At 62.6% G+C, this 444-nt stretch carries 1 protein-coding gene; it reads left to right on the top strand.

Going from position 1 to position 444, the window contains the following annotated elements; all coding sequences use genetic code 11:
- Positions 1–116: 116 nt before the first annotated feature.
- Positions 117–444: citrate/2-methylcitrate synthase (locus RM779_RS33355; RefSeq protein ID WP_311621545.1), on the top strand; the 328-nt coding region annotated here is incomplete at its 3' end.

The following is a 444-nucleotide window of genomic DNA, read 5'->3' as shown; positions in this document are numbered from 1 at the left end:
AGTGCCGCCAGTAGGTCCAATGGACGACCCCGAGTGCACTCTCCTGAGCCGAATGGGGGAGGGTGGAGACAGTCAGGGCACCTCGAAGAAGAGGCACTACGTCGGTGAGGGATGACGTGAGCGAGCACACCAACAACGCTGTAGTACTGCGGTACGGCGATGACGAGTACACCTACCCGGTGATCGACAGCACCGTCGGCGACAAGGGCTTCGACATCGGGAAGCTCCGGGCCAATACCGGCCTGGTGACGCTGGACAGCGGATACGGCAACACCGCCGCCTATAAATCCGCCATCACGTACCTCGACGGTGAGCAGGGCATTCTGCGCTACCGCGGATACCCGATCGAGCAGCTCGCCGAGCGCTCGTCGTTCCTCGAGGTCGCGTACACGCTGATCAACGGCGACCTCCCCAAGGTCGACGAGCTGGCGGACTTCAAGAACG

This window comes from Streptomyces johnsoniae (assembly GCF_031845565.1).
GTDB lineage: Bacteria > Actinomycetota > Actinomycetes > Streptomycetales > Streptomycetaceae > Streptomyces > Streptomyces johnsoniae.
This window is presented reverse-complemented; position numbering and strand designations above follow the sequence as displayed.